Origin of the sequence: Curtobacterium poinsettiae, from assembly GCF_025677645.1 — a bacterium.
In the GTDB taxonomy this organism is placed as follows: Bacteria; Actinomycetota; Actinomycetes; order Actinomycetales; family Microbacteriaceae; genus Curtobacterium; species Curtobacterium poinsettiae_A.
In genome coordinates, this window is the sequence record NZ_CP106879.1 from 3,572,634 (window position 1) to 3,588,954 (window position 16,321).

Genomic DNA, 16,321 nt, shown 5'->3' on the forward strand with positions numbered 1-16,321 from the left:
GACGTGTCCGCAGACGATCAGCGCTCCCGACGACGATCAGCGGGCAGCGTGCTCCCGGGCCTCCATGGCGTCCCAGGCGAAGCTCGCCAGCCAGTGGGTGGAGTAGTACTCCTCGCCCACGCTCGCCGCGAGCCCCGAGGCCAGCAGCCGGTCGGCCGCGTCGTCGAGCAGGTCGGCGATCCCGGTGCCGGAGTCGTCCGGACCGTCGGCGCGGAGTGCGTCCGCGATGCGCCGGGCCGACCCCGCCCGCGACAGGTCGAGTCCGAACAGGTGCACCTGCTGCGGGTCGTTCTCGTCGCGGACCACCGTCGACCGCAGGATCGCGTCGCCCGGCCGCACCGCGGCGAAGAAGTCGCGCGCCCACGTGGCGAACTCCGGGGCGGGCAGCACCGTCCGCATCAGGTCGGCTTCGGCGAGGCCGGCGGACAGGAAGTCGTGCCCGCTCCGCTCCCAGGCGAACGGCCACCCGGCGTCCGCGCCGAACCAGTCCTGCGCAGCCCCCTCGACCGCTGCCGCCAGGGCCGGCCGGTCGAGGGACCGAGCGGCCTCGAGCACGAGCAGCAACCCGAACGCGGAGTTCGAGTGCACACCGTGCCGGACCGGGTGCGCAGCGCCGTCGATCCACCGGACGACCAGGTCTTCGAGGACGTCGACGACGGGCGTGAACCCCGGCGCCAGTGCCCGGACGGCGGGCACCTCGGATGCCGACACCTCGGCGGCGAGCCGCGCGAGCCAGGCCCAGCCGTAGGGGCGCTCGTAGTGCGGCGTCTCGCGCAGGTAGGCCGCCTCGGTCGCGAGGTGATCCGTCGTGAGGTGCGCCTGCAGGATCGAGGTGAGCCGGGCCTCCAGGTCGGTGGGCAGGCCGTGCGCGACCAGGCGCGCCGCGAGCCAGTGCATGTGCACCGACGAGTGCCAGTCGTACGACGTGGCGAAGGCGGGGTGGAGCTCGACGGGCAGCGCCCGGTCGTCCGGTCCGGACGTCGCGTGGTGCGCGGCGTACGGGTACTCGCGGGTCGTGTTGTCCGCGGCGACGGCCGCGAAGCGGTCGGCCCAGGCGGCCCTGGTCAGGTCGATCGGGGCGGCATCAGAATGCGACAAGGTACATGACTCCCATGTTGACGACGAGCAGGATGGCGGCGGTGGGGATCTGCGCCTTGATCGGGCCGTACTTGTCCCGCATCTCGAGCAGGGCGGCCGGCACCAGGTTGAAGTTCGCGGCCATCGGGGTGACGAGCGTCCCGCAGAAGCCGGCCAGCATGCCGATCGCGAAGATCGCGGCGGGGTTGCCGTCGAAGCCCTGCACCAGCACGGGCCAGCCGATCGCGGCCGTCATGATCGGGAACGCGGCGAACGCGTTGCCCATGATGATCGTGAACAGCGCCATGCCCAGGCAGTAGATGACCACGGCGGCGAGCAGCGAGCCGTCGGGCAGGACCGACTTGATGATCGTGCCGACGGCGTCACCGACCCCCGCCTGGGTGAAGACGATGCCGAGCGTCGAGAGCATCTGCGGCAGCAGCGCTGCCCAGCCGATCGCCTGCAACAGGCGACCGCCCTCGCGGATCGGGGTGGCGATCTTCGGCGGGCGCAGGACGAACACGGCCACGACCACGGCGAGCACGGAACCGATGCCCAGGCCGGTCAGGGTCGCGCTGCCCTCTGCGAGGAGCGGTTCGCCGCCGAACGAGACGAGGGGGCCGAGCGTCGCGACCAGCACGGCGACCACCGGCACCACGAGGGCCGGGATGAAGAGCCGGTTGCCGTACTTCGTCGCGAACGCGGCACGCTCGTCCGGGCTGGTGGTGGCGAGCACACTCGTGCTGCCGCTGCCGGCGTTCGTGATCTCCTGCGTGACGCCGGTGGGTTCGGCGGGGCCGGTCTCGGCACCCGTGCCGGCGCCGGGGATGCTCGCGACCCGGGTGCGGCTCGTCGTGCCGGTGAAGCCGAGTCCGGCGAGCGCGACCATCACGAGGACGGCGATCCCGAGCGTCCAGGCCGGCACGGTGCTGGCGGCGACGAAGGTGCCGTAGAAGAAGGACAGCCCGAGGATGCCCCAGAACGCCGCGTTGCCCAGGCGCTTCGCGTGCGCGGTGTCGGTGACGATCAGGACGGCGACGGCGATGAAGAACGCGCCGATGAGCCAGTAGAGCCATTCGCTGGTGATCACGATGCTGCCCCCAGGGTCGGGGCGTCGGCACGGGCGTCCGCCGCCATCTTGTCGAGTCGGCGGTCGAACAGCAGCATGCGTCCGCCGTGCACGATGAGCGCCGCGATGCCCGTCGGGATCGCCCACAGGGCCAGGTCGATCGGTTCGAGCGACAGCCCGTAGGTCGAGTCGACGAACGTCGTGATGAGCAGGATCGAGCCGACCGCGACGAAGACGTCCTCGCCGAAGAACACGCCGACGGTGTCCGACGACGCGGAGTAGCCCTTGATCTTCTCGCGCATGCGGTCGTCGATCCGCCCATACTTCTTGGTCGCCGCACCCTCGGCCATCGGGTAGACCAGCGGGCGCACGGTCTGCGCCGGGCCACCGATGCTCGTCAGGCCGACCGCCGCGGTGACCTGCCGGATCACCAGGTACCCGGCGAGCAGACGACCGGTCGTGAGCTTGTCGAGCTTCGCGATCAGACGCTTCGCCTGGTCCTGCAGGCCGTAGCGCTCGATCAGACCGATGACGGGCAGGACGAGCGCGAAGGTCGTGACGGACCGGCTCGAGGCGAACCCGTTGCCGAACGCGTCGAGGATGCCGACGGGACCGATCCCGCCGATGGCCGCGGTCACGATGCCCGCGACCGTGACGACGAGGAGCGCGTTGATGCGCAGCGCGAAGCCGACGATGACGACGGCGACGCCGATGAGGACGAACATGCGGGACAGTCTGGACCGCATTGTTCAACAATCGCAAGAGCCGGTTCTGCTCTGTAACACGCCCTTCACAAACGCCACCCGTGCCAGGATCGGTGCCATGACCCGAACCGTCGGCGGCGCTGACTCCACGGCCACGCGGTTGCGCACCATGATCGCCTCGGGTGGGTTCTCCCCCGGGGCGCAGCTGTCCGAGGAGCGGTTGAGCGACCAGCTCGGGGTCTCGCGGAACACCCTGCGCGAGGCCTTCCGACTCCTCGCCCGCGACCGTCTGGTCGAGCACGTGTTCAACCGTGGGGTGTTCGTCCGCCGGCTCTCCGCGGCCGACGTCACCGATCTCTACGCGGCTCGGCGGGTGCTCGAAGAGGCAGCCGTGCGCGCCTGCACCCCCGACGCGCCGGCACTCGCCGAGGCCGCCGCAGCGGTCGCCGATGCCCGGGCAGCCGCGTCCGCGGGCGACTGGGGTGCGGTCGGCACCGCCGACATCCGCTTCCATGCCGAGCTCGTGCGCGCGGTGCCGAGCGAGCGGATCCACGCCCTGATGGACGGCCTGCTCGCCGAGATGCGGCTCGCCTTCCTGACCACCGCAGACCCGGCCTCGTTCCACGCCGACTTCGTCGAACGCAACGGCGCGATCGTGTCCGCGTTGCGCGGTGGCGACCAGGACGCCGCCTCGGCACTGCTCGCCGACTACCTCGACGACGCGGAGCGGACGCTGCGGATCGCCGCCGGCGCGGCCGACTGAGGGACGGACAGGAGGCCCGGCGCAGCTCCGCCCCGCACGCTCGGTCCGCGACCACTCACGCTGGACGCTCCGGTTCCCTCGGTCAGGACTTCCCGCCGAGCAGGGCGGTGACCGCGTCGACCACGACCTGGCGACGCCGTGGCGGAGTCACGGCCTGCACCAGCGGCTCGTACTCCGGAGCGGTCGCGCTCCAGAACGCCGCGGTGTGCAGGACGAGCCCGAGGAGCACCGCCGGACGGAACGCCCGCTGCAGGACCCCGGCGCGCTGGGCGTGCTCGACCTCGGCCACCGCCTCGGCGTAGCTCGTCGCGACGGACTCGAGCGGGACGTCGGCGCGCTCGAGTCGGTGCCAGGTCGCGAGCCGCTGTGCCCAGGGGCGACGGACGTACGAGTCGTGCACCCGGCCGGCCCAGGCGGCGAGGTCGGCGGTGTCGAGCGGGGCCTCGGCGAACGTCTCGGTCACGGTCTCCGCGACGAGGGCGTCGAACAGCCCCTCCTTGCTGCCGAAGTAGTGGAAGACCTGCGCCTTGTTACTCGACGCCGCGGCACCGATCCGTTCGACCCTGCCGGCGGCCAGTCCGACCGCAGCGAACTCGTCCCGCGCGGCGAGCAGGAGCCGGGCGCGCATCGCGTCAGCGGCTGGGGGTGTGAATCGGGCCATGGCCACCACCGTACCGATCACACGGCCCGCAGAGCTGGAGTGCACCGCAGCAGCTTCAGGCTCGCTGTCTCCGCACAGCGCTCCCGAGGACCAACGCGAGCGTCAACAGGACGCCGGCGACCACGGCCCCCTGGACGAGGTCGGCGAAGCCGCGCTGCAGATCGTCACCGGTGACGAGGATCGCGACGACCAACGCCGCCGTCACCGCGAGCACGATCGACCGGGCTCGCAGACTTCCGTACGAGCGGTTCACGGCGGCGTGGATCGCCACGAACGGGACCGGGAAGAGCGCGGCGAAGGCAGTCGAGCCGTCGAAGAAGAGGAGTCCGACGAGCAGCCCTGCCCCGAGACCGATCGACAGCACCACCCAGTCCGACGTGGAGATCCCAGCCCTTGAGTCGCCTCTGCGCCGACGCCGACCGGGCAAGAGCGACAGGGCGCAGACGGCGCCTCCGACGAGCAGGAACGCCCCCGGATTCCATGACGCCTCGTTCGGAGCGCTCAGCATCGAGGCCCCGAGCGCCATGCTGGCGAACGGGATCGCCCGGACCCCGCTCTGCCCCACGCGCCCAATCGTCCGCCGCTGATGTTCCACATCTCGACTCTACTGACCCAGCCCTGCTTCCGCCGAAATACAAATTGATTGTTCTACGTGCTGGAAGATCAATAGGGTGAGATCCTCGGCACGGGCCGGGACTGACATGGGGAGATGACGTTGTCCCGCAATTTCACCGGACGATCTTCGGTAGCGCTCGGAGCGTGTTTGCTCTTCGTGGCGGCTCTTGCCTCGCCAGCAACGGCGGCACCGAACGTCGCGGAGCCAGTCGCCGACGTGGACGTGCACGAACAGGCACGGAACCTGGCTGACCTTTCGCACGCATACGACTCGAATCAGGCCGGCGGGGGCAACACGGTCAACGGAGGGTTCGCAACGTCACCAGTTGCGTCCTTCCGATGGAGCTACCGAGGCGTGACGATCGTCGTACCGGCGGGGTGCTTCCTCAACATGTCCGTTCGAGGTTCGGGGCTGCGGGTCACGGGGTCGACGACCGCGGTCGAGTGCTACGGCCTCGCTGCGGTCGTTCCGGGGATGTTCTGCAACTGGAGCGGCGTCTACCGCTTCAAGGACGTCAACGGCCGGCAGTACGCGCAGGAGACGACGTCGGTGCGTTCAGGCTGCGGACAAGCCGTCTTCAACATCCCCAGCGTCAAGAAGCACACGTTGCGTCCGGGGAGCATGTGCGTCGATTTCCGGAACAACGGCGAAGTACGTGGCCGAACGTGTATGGCGATCTACCGTTGACCGTTCCGGAGCGAGCAACGCCGGCTCGTCTCCGCCGCGGGCTCAGCAGGGTGCTCGCAGCGTGCGCGGTCATACTCGGCGTCGCTTGTGTCGTGCTCGTCGTCAATGGATGGCCGCTCTCGGTCGCAACGGGAGCAGCTGGCCTGAGTGCCTCGGGCTTTGCTGGCATGGTGCACCCGAAGAGCAGGGCAGCACCGGTTGCGTTCCTGGTCTGCGTCGCAGTGATCGGCGCCGCGCTCGTCCTCAACCAAGTATTCGCGTAGTCCGACCGCACGACGACAGTTCCGACCGCCCATGCGTCCGGAGGCCCGTGGGTGCGTGTCCGTCCGACGCCTCCGGCGTACGTCGGACAGTGGACGCAAAGAGGTCGCGACACCGGACCGCGCCATGGCCGCACGAACCGTGCGCGCAGCAGTCAGATCCCCGCGCCGGCACCACGACGACGCACGATTCCACTGCAGATGGGCAACTTTGCGTCTCCCGAACTTCCCTAGGCTCGAGACGATCCGGTAACGCGCACCACTCGTCCGCAGATCCGCGGCCGACCCCGATGACGGGAGGTTCGACATGTCCCAGTTCGCCCAGAAGGTCTCGCACGACGCCATCGTCGGAGAGCCCGAGGTCGTCGAGGACCACCTGTCGGTGCGCGAGATCGCCGCCCACCCCGCCTGGCTCCGGCTCAAGCGCGCGGTCGTCGCCCTGCAGGCCCTGCAGACGCGGGACGGCTCCGTCCCCGAGCCGTCCGACCACGCCGCTGCCGCCGACCACGTCGCGGTGATCGTGCCGGCCGTCGCCGAGCTGGCGCCGCACTTCCCGCACGACGCCGCGTTCCTGCAGGTGTTGCAGCTCGACTTCGCCCGCTGGCAGGAGCAGGGCTTCGGGGTCCCCGACTTCCTCGACTCCCTCACCGCGTTCCAGCCGCAGGAGCACCGCGTCGACGGGCTCGGCCACCTCGTCGTGTTCCCGATGGTCACCCAGAACGGCAGCACCTCGCGGTTCGTCGAGGCGGTCCTGGTCGAGGTCATCTGGCCGGAGTTCATCGCCGAGCTCGAGGCCGGCGACCACGGCAACGCGTTGTTCGTCGCGCTGCGGTTCGTCGACTTCACCCCGGGGTACGACACGAACTCGGCGGTGCTGTTCCCCGAGACCGTCGCGATGCGCTCGATCCCCGCCTTCACGTGGGGCGCGATCTTCCAGGACCGCGAGGCCGCCCGCTACCGCCGGGTCGTCCGTGCCGCCGCCGACGTCACCAAGCTCGAGCTGCCGGCCGAGGCCGCTGCCATGCTCGACGACCAGCAGCTGACCGAGCGGGTCTTCGTGATGTGGGACATCATCCACGACCGGTCGCACATGCGCGGGGACCTGCCCTTCGACCCGTTCATGATCAAGCAGCGGATGCCGTTCTTCCTCTACTCGCTCGAGGAGCTCCGGTGCGACCTGACGGCGTTCCGCGAGTCCGTGCGTCTGGAACGCGAGCTGTCCGCCGGACCCGACACGGGCCTCCAGGGCGCGCAGCGCGCCATCCGCGACCACGCGCGCCTGGTGCAGTACGCGGTCGTCTTCGACCGCATCTTCCGCTTCGCGATCACCGGCAGCCGCGTCCGCAACTACGACGGACTCGGCGGCCAGCTGCTGTTCGCCTGGATGCACCAGCACGGCGTCCTGCACTGGACCGACACGCAGCTGACGATCGACTGGCCCGAGGTGCCGGACGTGATCATCGCCCTGAGTGACGAGATCAACGAGCTCTACCGGCGCTCGATCGACCGGCCGAAGTCGGCGCACTGGCTCGCCGCGTACGAGATGCTGACCCGCACGCTCACGCCGCACCCGGCGTCGAAGTGGGCGCGTGGGCTGCCCGACGAGACGCTCGCCGGACCGCCGCGCGGCTACACCGACGCGGTGCTCGACGACGAGTTCCCGCTGTCGATGTTCTACGAGGCCCTCGACAAGAAGATGGCGACCGTCATCGCGTCCACCGCCGGCATCACCGGCACGACGGACGCCGAGCTCGTCGGCGAGGCCGCCGCGTGACCGACGGCTCGGTGGCCGGTCGCCTGGTGCTGATCGCCGGTGCGACCAGTGCCAGTGGCGCGGCCGTCGCGCGCGCACTCACCGCCGCCGGTGCGTCCGTCGTCGCGGTCGGCACCAGACCCGACGCCCTGGAGACCCTGCGCGCGTCCGTCCCGGGCGTCACGACCCGCACGTGCGACCTGTCGGACCTCGGTGCGGTCACCGCGTTGGCCGACGACGTCCACGCGGACGCCGGCCGCGTCGACGGACTGGTCCACCTGGTCGGCGGGTGGCGCGGCGGTGGCAGCATCGTCGGCCAGTCCGACGCGGACTGGGACTTCTTCGACCGCGCCTTCCGGACCCTGCGGAACACGACCCGGGTCTTCCACGACGACCTGGTGGCGTCCCCTGCCGGACGGCTCGCGTTCGTGTCGTCCACCGCGGTCGACTCCCCCACCGCCGGCGCCGCGAACTACGCGGCGGCGAAGGCCGCGTCCGACGCCTGGGTCCGGGCCGTCGCCCAGGGGTTCCGGAACGAGGCACCGGAGACCGCCGCGGCCACCGTGTTCGTCGTCGGCGCACTGTCCGGCCTCGAGGAGCGGCTCGGCGCCGAGGTCGTCCGGCTCTGGGACACGCCACCGGCCGACGTCAACGGTGCCCGCATCCCGCTCACGGCGCCTGATCCCTCGAACCTAGGATGAACGAGTGACCCTCCGACTGCACGACCTGGACCTGCGGGGCTTCGCCTCGGACAACTACGCCGGCGTCCACCCCGAGATCCTCGCCGCCATCGCCGCGGCCAACGACGGCCACCAGATCGCCTACGGCGAGGACGTCTACACCGCACGTCTCAACGAGGTGATCCGCGAGCACTTCGGTTCGCAGGCCGAGGCGTTCCCGGTGTTCAACGGCACCGGCGCGAACGTCGTCGGCCTGCAGTCGATGCTGCCGCGGTGGGGAGCGGTCGTGTGCACCGCGACCGCGCACATCCACACCGACGAAGCCGGTGCGCCCGAGCGCGTCGCCGGCATCAAGCTCCTGCCGGTCGAGGCGCCCGACGGCAAGCTCACCCCCGAGCTCATCGACCGCGAGGCCTGGGGCTGGGGCGACGAGCACCGCGCCCAGCCGCTCGTCGTGTCGATCACGCAGACCACCGAGCTCGGCACCGCGTACACGGTGGACGAGGTCCGGACGATCGCCGACCACGTCCACTCGCTCGGCATGAAGCTGCACATGGACGGCGCCCGCATCTCGAACGCCGCGGCGTCCCTCGGGGTGCCCCTGCGCGACTTCACCACCGACGCCGGTGTCGACGTGCTGAGCTTCGGCGGCACGAAGAACGGCATGCTCTACGGCGAGGCGATCGTCGTGCTGAACCCCTCGGCGTCCGAGGGGTTGCACTACCTGCGCAAGATGAACATGCAGCTCTCGTCGAAGATGCGGTTCGTCTCCGCCCAGCTCATCGCCCTGCTCAGCGACGACCTGTACCTGCGCTCCGCCGGGCACGCCAACGCCATGGCCGCCCGACTCCGCGGTGCGCTGGAGGCCGGCATCGCCGACGGCAGCATCCGGGGCGTCGGCTTCAGCCAGCAGACCCAGGCGAACGGCGTCTTCGCGACCCTGCCCGCCGGGGTGGCCGACCGACTGCGGAAGCACTTCCGGTTCTACGACTGGGACGCCAGCCGCAACGAGGTGCGGTGGATGTGCGCGTACGACACCTCGGAGCAGGACATCGACGACTTCGTCGCGGCCCTGACGCGAGAGCTCGACGCCGCCTGAGCCGGCCCGGCACGCGCCGGGCCGGCACCGGCGGTCGACTCATCCGAACGGGATGACCCGCACCACGATCGCCACCACGAGCATCGCCATCGCGACCACGGCGGCCCGCCACAGCACCTTCCGGTGGTGGTCGCCGAGGTTCACGTTGGCCAGCGACACCAGCAGCAGGATCGCGGGGACGAGCGGGCTCTGCATGTGCACCGGCTGCCCGACCACCGACGCCCGCGCCATCTCTGCCGGTGTGATCCCGTACGCCGCGGCGCTCTCGGACAGCACCGGCAGGATGCCGAAGTAGAACGCGTCGTTGCTCATGAAGAACGTCAGCGGCATGCTCAGCACACCGGTGATGCCCGCCAGGTACGGGCCCATCGAGTCCGGGATCACCGCGACGAGCCAGTCGGCCATGGCCGCGACCATCCCGGTGCCGTCGAGCACCCCGATCAGCACCCCGGCGGCGAACACCATCGAGACGACGCCGACGATGCTCGGGGCGTGCGCGACGATCTGCGCGGTCTGCTGCTTGAGCTGCGGGAAGTTCACGAGCAGGGCGATCGCCGTGCCGATCATGAACACGAAGTGCAGCGGCAACAGGCCGAGCACGAGCGCCACCATCACCGCGACGGTCAGCGCCAGGTTGAACCAGATCCGCCCCGGCCGCAGGGTCGGACGGTTCGGGTCGAGCATCGTCTCGGCCATGGTGCCGGTGCCCGTGCTCTCGTCCCCCGACCCGACGCCGTCCACGCCCTCGCCGTCCGCACGCCGACCGTCGGCCTTCCCGCCGCGCAGTCCGAGCGCGACCGTGGGGCTCGTGAACATGCCGCCTCCGGTCCCGCCGACCGCCGCGAGCACCCGTGAGCCCGCCCCGGCGTTCGCGCGCTCCGGTACCCGTGCACCCCGCGAGGCCTCGGTGAACTCGATCAGGCCGAGCCGCTTGCGCTCCCGCAGCCCCATCGTCCACGCGAACGTGAAGCACAGCAGCAGCCCCACGACGAGCGACGGCACGAGCGGCACGAAGATGTCCGTCGGGTCGATCTTCAGCGCTGCGGCGGCACGGGCGGTGGGACCGCCCCACGGCACGATGTTGAGCGTGCCGTTCGTCAGCCCGGCCACGCACGTCATCACGACCGGGCTCATGCCGAGCTTCAGGTAGATGGGCAGCATCGCCGCAGTGACCACGATGAAGGTCGTCGAGCCGTCCCCGTCGAGCGAGACCGCCCCCGCCAGCAGGGCCGTCCCGAGCACGATCTTCGCCGGGTCGTTGCCGGTCACCCGCAGGATGAACCGCACGAGCGGGTCGAACAGGCCGACGTCGATCATCAGCCCGAAGTACATGATCGCGAACATCAGGAGCGCAGCCGTCGGCGCCAGTGTGCCGATCGCCTCGGTCACCATGTCGCCGAGTCCCAGGCCCGCCCCCGCGAACAGTCCGAACACGGTCGGCACGATGATCAGCGCGAGCATGGGCGACATGCGCTTGGTCATGATCAGGACCATGAAGGTCAGGACCATCGCGTACCCGAGGATGACGAGCATCAGGACTCCTTCGTCCGTGTCTGGCAGTCCGGGCACGCTACGACCCGGCCTGGAGGCGCGGCGCGCTTCTGCACATTGGCGCACCATCGCGCGTTGACCGCTTTCTGCGCATTGTGCGCAGGCACGTCGGCTCGCCCTCCGTACGCTGGGGTCGTGACCGACGACCGTTCACGGCGCCCCAGGCTCCGCTTCGCCACCGAGGTGCTCGTGCTGCAGCTCGCCGTGGTCGTCGCCGTCGTCGCCCTGACCAGCGCCGTGTTCGTCCGGATCGAGGTCACCCGGCTCGAGCGTGCTGCCGAGGGGACCGCACTCGCGATCGCACAGAGCGTCGCCGCGCAGTCCGACGTCCGGGCCGCGGTCGCCCGCTTGAGCGTCGACGGCACCGACCTCGACCCCGCGGTCCTCGCCGACGGACCTGTCCAGCGTGCGGCCGTCGCGGCCCAGCGCCGGACCGGAGCACTCTTCGTCGTGGTCACCGACGACCGCGGCATCCGACTGGCCCATCCCGACGTTGATCGGATCGGCGAGATGGTGAGCACCTCCCCCGACGCCGCACTCGCGGGCCGGGAGACCGTGTCCTGGGCGCGCGGCACGCTCGGTGAGTCGGCGCGGGCGAAGGTGCCTGTCTCCGCGCCCGCGGCCAGCGGGGCGGAGACGAGCCGGGCCTCCCGGCAGTCCGCCGTCGTCGGCGAGGTGAGCGTCGGGTTCAACCGGGCACGCGTCTACGACACCCTGGTCGAGGACAGCATGCCGGTGATCGGTGCCGGGCTGGCGGCGGTCCTGCTCGCCGTGGTCGCCTCGGTGCTGATCCGGCGGCGACTGGTGCGGCTGACGCTCGGGCTGCAGCCGGAGGAGCTCGTGACGCTCGTGCAGAACCAGCAGGCGGTGCTCGGCGGGGTCGGTGAGGGCGTCATCGCGCTCGGGCCGTCGGGGGTCGTCACCGTCTGCAACCCCGAGGCCGTGCGACTGCTCGGGCTGGTGGACCCGGTCGGCCGTCCGGTGGCATCGCTCGACCTGCCCTCGCCGCTCGGGTCGATGCTCGACGTGACCACCGCGGTTCCGGCGAGCGCCACGATCGTCGCCGGGCACCGGGTGCTGCTCGTCGACGTCCGCACGGTGTTCCGCGACGGACGCGACCTGGGCCGGGTCGCCGTCCTGCGCGACCGCACCGACGTCGAGGCCCTGACCCGGCGGCTCGACGCCGTCGGCGCGATGAGCACGGCGCTCCGTGCACAGCGCCACGAGTTCGCGAACCGACTGCACGCGATCTCTGGACTACTCGACATCGGCGAGACCGCCCGGGCGCGCGCGTACCTGGCGGACGTGCAGGAGCGCGGGCCGCTGCGCTACCCGGTGCAGCACGCCGACCGGTTGACCGAGCCGTACCTGCAGGCATTCCTCGGGGCGAAGGGCGTCGAGGCCGCCGAGCGGGGCGTGCTGCTGCGGATCGGGGCGGAGACGCTCGTGCAGGGGACGATCACCGAGCCGGGTGACGTGACGACCGTGCTCGGCAACCTGGTCGACAACGCGGTGTCGGCGGCCCTCGACGGGGACGAGCGCACGCGCGGCGGCCGCTCCCCGTGGGTGGAGGTCGAGGTGCTCGACGACGGGTCCACCCTCCACCTGTCCGTGATGGACTCGGGGCCAGGCGTGCCGGCCGACGCCGCGGACTCCCTGTTCACCCGGGACACGGACCTGCTCGCATCGCCGCCCGACGTCGAACGCGTGCACGGGCTCGGGATCGGGCTGCCGTTGTCGCGGGAGATCGCCCGGCGGCACGGTGGTGATGTGTGGCTCGCCTCCCCCGGCGGTGACGACCACGGCGCGGTCTTCTGCGCCCGACTGGAAGGAGTGGTGTCGTGAGTTCCGTCCACACCGTGCTGGTGGTCGACGACGACTTCCACGTCGCCGACCTGCACCGGCGGCAGGTCGACGAGGTACCGGGGTTCCGTGCGCTCGAACCAGTCGGGACCCTCGCGGCCGCCCGCTCCGCGCTGGCGAGTGGGACCGTGGACCTGGTGCTCGTCGACGTGTACCTGCCCGACGGCAGCGGCCTCGAGCTGCTGCGCTCGATCGACACCGGCGCCGACGCCTTCGTGCTGAGCGCCGCCTCGGACTCCGGCACCGTGCGCCGGGCGATGCGGAGCGGGGCACTCGCCTACCTGATCAAACCGTTCGCAGCCGGGGTGCTGGCCGAACGACTGCAGGCGTACGCGCGGTCGCGGAACGTGCTCGACGAGCGGTCGACGCTCGACCAGGAGGCCGTTGAACGGGCCTTCCGGATCCTGCACGCCGGCGACAGCGGTGGGGCGTCGCCGTCCCGGGCGGCCACGGCGGCGCTGGTGCTCGAGCAACTCGGCGCCGGCGAGGAACGGTCGGCCGCCGAGGTGGCTGCGGCGATCGGGGTGTCGCGGGCCACGGCGCAGCGGTACCTGGCGCAGCTCACGGCGGACGGAACCGTTGCGATGCAGTTGCGGTACGGGGCTGCTGGGCGGCCGGAGCACCGGTACGTGCGCCGGTGAGACAGCGGTCCCGGAGGCCGCGCCGTGGCAGCATCGGGGGATGACCGACGCCGCGCGATCCGACACCAGGATTGATCCGTTCCCCTCCGGGACTCCCGTTGCGCTCCGGAGCATCAACCGCTTCGGCGAGCACGGCGAAGCAGTCGGCTTCGCGGTCGCCGGCCGCGTGCTGGTGGACGACGACGAACTCGCGGTGGTCGCAACGACCGTCGGCTCGGCCGTGCGCCGACGTGCGGGCGTCGGGAGCGGCCCCAACGGACGCCTCGTGCTGCCCGAGGACTGGGACGGCTCCTACGTTGATGACCGGTGGGTTGGATCCGGTGTCGTCCGCGTTCACCAGAAGGGGACGCCCTGGTCCGTCTGGCGCTGGCACGACGGGTCCGATTGGCTTCCCGACTGGTACGTCAACCTTGAGCTGCCGTGGGTACGGACGCCGATCGGGTTCGACAGCCAGGACTGGACTCTCGACGTGGTGGCGACCACCGAGCCCGACGGTTCGTGGTCTGTCCGGTACAAGGACGAAGACGAGCTCGAGTTCTACGCCGCCGGCGGCTACTGGCCGGCGGCGATGCGGGCGGTCATCGAGCGTGCTGGCCGAGATGCCACCGAGGTCGCGATCGCGCGCCGGTTCCCCTTCGACACCGATTGGTCCGGTTGGGTCCCCGACCCGGCGTGGGGCACGACTGCACTTCCCCAGGACTGGAGCGCCCTGCAGTGATCCGCGGATTCGGTGCAGCGTTGCGCGGCCTCGGACGCTCGCTGTCGTGAGCGAGTTCATCAGGTATCAAAGCGCCGTCCCCAACCGCCGCGGGCGTTTCCCGGGGGTCTTCGCCCTCGCGAACGGCCTGCGGCGGGGCGGCCAGCTGACCGAAGCCGAGACGAGGTGGCTCCGGGAGGCGAACGCGCGCGCGACCGCGATGTACACCGACCCGACTACGGTGCAGCCCGACTGCTACGACGAGATCCGCAACCCCGGGGCCCGGGCCTGGTTCGCAGCCGACGCGGTCGAGCTGCTCGAGATGGTCAGCCCGTACCTGGAACTCCTCGACCGCCACGAGATCCCGTGGATGCAGCTCGTGACCCGCTCCCCGGGTCGGATCGTCTACCGGGATGCGGTCCAGGCCGTCGCGGTGCCGCACACGCGTGCCGTCGATTGGCCGTTCCGGCCGTCTCGGTAGTTCCGCCACTGACGGACGGGAGGCGCGGGGCGGGGCCGCAGCGGGCCTCCAGTCCGTCAGGTGGTCACGTGACGATCCGCACCTGCGTGGGGACGTCGGTGACGGCGAACGCCGTCGACGCGCCACGCACGTCGACGCGGTAGTCGCCGCGGAACCCGCGGACCGGCACCTGGCCGCGGTCGTCGGTGCGCAGCACCGTCGGGCCGAGCCACCACTCCTGCTTGACCAGGCGATGGAGTGCGTCGTACGACGGCTTCGGCGTGCCGTCGGCGCGGACGAGTCCGATCGGAGCGCCGAGCCAGGCGCCGTCGTCGGTGATGCCCCAGTAGGTGATCGCCTCGACGGAGGGGTGCCCCACGAGGCTCCGGTAGTGCCGTTCGATGTCATCGGCCTGGCGCGCCTCGCCCTCGGGCGTCGACGGCCACGAGTCCACCTGGTGGTCGTTGAGGTCGACGATGTGCGCGGGCATGAGGTCCCCGGACACGAGCGAGGTCTCGGTCAGGTGCAGCGGCAGACCGTAGCGGGCGAACCGGTCGACCATCGCGAGCATCGTGTCCTCGCCCCAGTAGCCCTGGTGCATGTGGGTCTGCAGCCCGATGGCGTCGATCTGCACGCCGGCCTCGAGCACCCCCTCGATCAGGCACTCGTAGGCGCTCGACAGGTCGAAGTCGTTGAGCAGCAGGGTGGCGTTCGGGTTCGCGGCACGGGCCTCCTCGAAGGCCATCCGGATCATCGGGATGCGGCCCTTCGCCCGGGCGAGCGGCGTAATCGCGTTGTCGCCGTTGTCGAAGACCGGCATGATGACGACCTCGTTGATGGCGTCCCAGGTGTCGATGGTCCCCGCGAAGCCGGAGACCTCGCGGCGGATGCGCTCGCGCTGCAGCTGCTCGACCTCGTCGAGCGGGAGCCCGAGCAGCCAGTCGGGCTGGACCGTGTGCCAGACGAGGGGGTGGCCCTTCAGGGCGACGCCGCGGGCGCGGAACCACTTGGCGGTCGTCCGGAGCCTCGCGGTGTCGGGGGCGCCGCGCTGCGGTTCGAAGCGGCCCCAGTAGAACGGGAGTGTCGCGGTGTTGAAGACGTTGGTGTACAGGGCGGCGAGGTGTTCGGTGCCTGGTTCGGCCGCTTCGCCGTTGGCGATGCCGATGAAGTCGAAGCCGATGTTGCCGAAGGCGAAGGCATGGCGGGTCTGCTCGACGGTGATGTCGGCATCGGGGATGGGTGCGCCGGTGGCATCGACGACCGCCAGGGTCGTCTCGCCGAAGCGGTGATCTGGTGCGTGCGTCATCGCGCGTCCTCCGACATCGTCGTCCGGGATTTGTTGTGCGCGCAAACATAGCAGCGGGAGCTGGCGGCGTCACGCCGTAGATTGATGGTGTGAACTCGCAGAAGCATCGCGCTCGACGCACCTCACGGTGGACGCCGGTGCTCGTCTGGACCTCGAGACCGCCGTCCGGTCAGCGGACGTGATCCTCACCGACGGTCCTGGCGAGCACGCCCGAGCGCTCGAACCATTCCGGATCACCGCGGCCCTGCTCGACCTCGCGCCGACAGGGGTGCTGCTCAACCCGTGTCCACCCTTCGTGCGCGGCCGGGAGGTCAGCGCCGATGCGCTCGAACACCTTGCCTTCGTCGGCCACGCCTTCAAGGCGGCCCTGCTGCCAGTCCAGCAAGCCGTCATGGCGCACTGCCTCGAACTGCCGTCCGCGACGCCGTAGGCCG

Annotated in this window: 17 protein-coding genes; 10 read left to right on the forward strand and 7 right to left on the reverse strand. The window is 70.9% G+C overall.

Annotated features, from left to right (window positions below):
- Window positions 1-36: 36 nt before the first annotated feature.
- The 3 genes from OE229_RS17090 to OE229_RS17100 are packed head-to-tail and all read right to left on the reverse strand — an operon-like array spanning window position 37 to window position 2,871.
- Window positions 37-1,098 (reverse strand): DUF2891 domain-containing protein, encoded by a 1,062-nt coding sequence (locus OE229_RS17090; protein ID WP_262139054.1) that lies wholly within the window; start codon window positions 1,096-1,098, stop codon window positions 37-39.
- The gene (locus OE229_RS17095; RefSeq protein ID WP_262139055.1) at window positions 1,085-2,167 is read right to left on the reverse strand and encodes a DUF979 domain-containing protein; all 1,083 of its coding nucleotides are present in this window, start codon (window positions 2,165-2,167) and stop codon (window positions 1,085-1,087) included. The genes OE229_RS17090 and OE229_RS17095 overlap by 14 nt, the downstream gene beginning before the upstream one ends.
- Window positions 2,164-2,871, reverse strand: a complete 708-nt coding sequence (locus OE229_RS17100) for a DUF969 domain-containing protein (RefSeq protein ID WP_262139056.1) — start codon at window positions 2,869-2,871, stop codon at window positions 2,164-2,166. Before OE229_RS17100 ends, OE229_RS17095 begins: the two co-directional genes overlap by 4 nt.
- A 97-nt stretch (window positions 2,872-2,968) precedes the next feature.
- On the opposite strand from OE229_RS17100, the gene OE229_RS17105 reads away from it, so the two are divergent.
- A complete protein-coding gene (locus OE229_RS17105; protein ID WP_262139058.1) occupies window positions 2,969-3,613 on the forward strand; it encodes a GntR family transcriptional regulator in 645 nt (214 codons plus the stop codon).
- Window positions 3,614-3,695: 82 nt separating this feature from the next.
- Here OE229_RS17105 and OE229_RS17110 read toward each other — a convergent pair whose 3' ends face one another.
- Together OE229_RS17110 and OE229_RS17115 are read right to left on the reverse strand one after the other, a co-directional pair.
- Window positions 3,696-4,274 (reverse strand): TetR family transcriptional regulator, encoded by a 579-nt coding sequence (locus tag OE229_RS17110; protein WP_262139060.1) that lies wholly within the window; start codon window positions 4,272-4,274, stop codon window positions 3,696-3,698.
- A gap of 55 nt (window positions 4,275-4,329) precedes the next feature.
- Window positions 4,330-4,839, reverse strand: a complete 510-nt coding sequence (locus OE229_RS17115) for a hypothetical protein (protein WP_259580246.1) — start codon at window positions 4,837-4,839, stop codon at window positions 4,330-4,332.
- A gap of 405 nt (window positions 4,840-5,244) precedes the next feature.
- On the opposite strand from OE229_RS17115, the gene OE229_RS17120 reads away from it, so the two are divergent.
- The 4 genes from OE229_RS17120 to OE229_RS17135 all read left to right on the forward strand — a co-directional run bounded on the left by OE229_RS17120 (window position 5,245) and on the right by OE229_RS17135 (window position 9,369).
- Window positions 5,245-5,577, forward strand: a complete 333-nt coding sequence (locus OE229_RS17120; protein ID WP_110892204.1) for a hypothetical protein — start codon at window positions 5,245-5,247, stop codon at window positions 5,575-5,577.
- A gap of 567 nt (window positions 5,578-6,144) precedes the next feature.
- Window positions 6,145-7,611, forward strand: coding sequence for a DUF6421 family protein (locus OE229_RS17125; RefSeq protein WP_262139062.1), 1,467 nt, complete (start codon window positions 6,145-6,147; stop codon window positions 7,609-7,611).
- The gene (locus OE229_RS17130) at window positions 7,608-8,291 is read left to right on the forward strand and encodes an SDR family NAD(P)-dependent oxidoreductase (protein ID WP_259580252.1); all 684 of its coding nucleotides are present in this window, start codon (window positions 7,608-7,610) and stop codon (window positions 8,289-8,291) included. Before OE229_RS17125 ends, OE229_RS17130 begins: the two co-directional genes overlap by 4 nt.
- Before the next feature lie 4 nt (window positions 8,292-8,295).
- On the forward strand, window positions 8,296-9,369 hold the full coding sequence (locus tag OE229_RS17135) for a threonine aldolase family protein (RefSeq protein ID WP_071245082.1): 1,074 nt from the start codon (window positions 8,296-8,298) through the stop codon (window positions 9,367-9,369).
- Between the two features lie 39 nt (window positions 9,370-9,408).
- On the opposite strand, the gene OE229_RS17140 is transcribed toward OE229_RS17135, so the two are convergent.
- A complete protein-coding gene (locus OE229_RS17140) occupies window positions 9,409-10,902 on the reverse strand; it encodes a CitMHS family transporter (protein ID WP_182064953.1) in 1,494 nt (497 codons plus the stop codon).
- Window positions 10,903-11,055: 153 nt separating this feature from the next.
- Here OE229_RS17140 and OE229_RS17145 point away from each other — a divergent pair, with 153 nt between their 5' ends.
- Genes OE229_RS17145 through OE229_RS17160 form a run of 4 tightly spaced genes read left to right on the forward strand, consistent with a single transcriptional unit; the run spans window position 11,056 to window position 14,602 of the window.
- The gene (locus OE229_RS17145; RefSeq protein ID WP_182064952.1) at window positions 11,056-12,765 is read left to right on the forward strand and encodes a sensor histidine kinase; all 1,710 of its coding nucleotides are present in this window, start codon (window positions 11,056-11,058) and stop codon (window positions 12,763-12,765) included.
- On the forward strand, window positions 12,762-13,424 hold the full coding sequence (locus OE229_RS17150) for a response regulator (protein WP_262139063.1): 663 nt from the start codon (window positions 12,762-12,764) through the stop codon (window positions 13,422-13,424). Before OE229_RS17145 ends, OE229_RS17150 begins: the two co-directional genes overlap by 4 nt.
- Window positions 13,425-13,464: 40 nt before the next feature.
- The gene (locus OE229_RS17155) at window positions 13,465-14,142 is read left to right on the forward strand and encodes a ribonuclease FAU-1 family protein (protein WP_262139065.1); all 678 of its coding nucleotides are present in this window, start codon (window positions 13,465-13,467) and stop codon (window positions 14,140-14,142) included.
- A gap of 46 nt (window positions 14,143-14,188) precedes the next feature.
- Window positions 14,189-14,602 (forward strand): hypothetical protein, encoded by a 414-nt coding sequence (locus OE229_RS17160; RefSeq protein ID WP_262139067.1) that lies wholly within the window; start codon window positions 14,189-14,191, stop codon window positions 14,600-14,602.
- 64 nt (window positions 14,603-14,666) lie between these two features.
- Here OE229_RS17160 and OE229_RS17165 read toward each other — a convergent pair whose 3' ends face one another.
- Window positions 14,667-15,887, reverse strand: coding sequence for an endo-1,4-beta-xylanase (locus tag OE229_RS17165; RefSeq protein WP_262139068.1), 1,221 nt, complete (start codon window positions 15,885-15,887; stop codon window positions 14,667-14,669).
- A gap of 178 nt (window positions 15,888-16,065) precedes the next feature.
- Here OE229_RS17165 and OE229_RS17170 point away from each other — a divergent pair, with 178 nt between their 5' ends.
- Entirely contained in the window at window positions 16,066-16,317 is a 252-nt protein-coding gene (locus OE229_RS17170; RefSeq protein WP_262139069.1) for a Rossmann-fold NAD(P)-binding domain-containing protein, read from the forward strand.
- Window positions 16,318-16,321 lie beyond the last annotated feature (4 nt).